Source organism: Burkholderia sp. RF7-non_BP4 (assembly GCF_001521935.1).
GTDB lineage: Bacteria > Pseudomonadota > Gammaproteobacteria > Burkholderiales > Burkholderiaceae > Burkholderia > Burkholderia diffusa.
In genome coordinates, this window is sequence record NZ_LOTA01000066.1 from 1 (window position 1) to 609 (window position 609).

A 609-nucleotide genomic window follows, 5' to 3' on the forward strand; every position below is an offset into this window, starting at 1 on the left:
TACATCAACTCGTACCGCCGGCTGTCGCGCTTCATGGCCGCGCCGATCAACGTGCAGTGGGGCTACGACAACCGCACGGTCGGCTTCCGCATCCCGCACTCGGGCCCGGCCGCGCGCCGCATCGAGAACCGGATTCCGGGCGTCGACTGCAATCCGTACCTCGCGCTCGCGGCAACGCTCGCGGCCGGCTATCTCGGCATGACGCAGCGGCTGGAGCCGACCGAACCGCTCGTCAGCGACGGCTACGAACTGCCGTACCAACTGCCGCGCAACCTCGAGGAAGGGCTCACGCTGATGGCCGCGTGCGAGCCGCTCGGCGAGATTCTCGGCCACAAGTTCCTGAAGGCGTATTTCGCGCTGAAGGAAACCGAATACGAAGCGTTCTTCCGCGTGATCAGCTCGTGGGAACGCCGCCATCTGCTGCTGCACGTCTGAGCGTGCACACGACCGAATACGGAATCACGGAGGAAACATGACTTACCGCAACGAATCTGCCTGGATCCAGCCGGCCGCCGCACCGCGCACGACGCAGGCGCGCTCGACCGCCGAATACCGCGCGCTCGACGCCGCGCACCACATTCACCCGTTCTCCGACATGGGCGCGCTCAA

Annotated in this window: 1 pseudogene; it reads left to right on the forward strand. The window is 66.0% G+C overall.

Going from position 1 to position 609, the window contains the following annotated elements:
- Positions 1–435, forward strand: a pseudogene (locus tag WS49_RS21540) (glutamine synthetase family protein); the annotation flags it as partial.
- Positions 436–609: the final 174 nt, after the last annotated feature.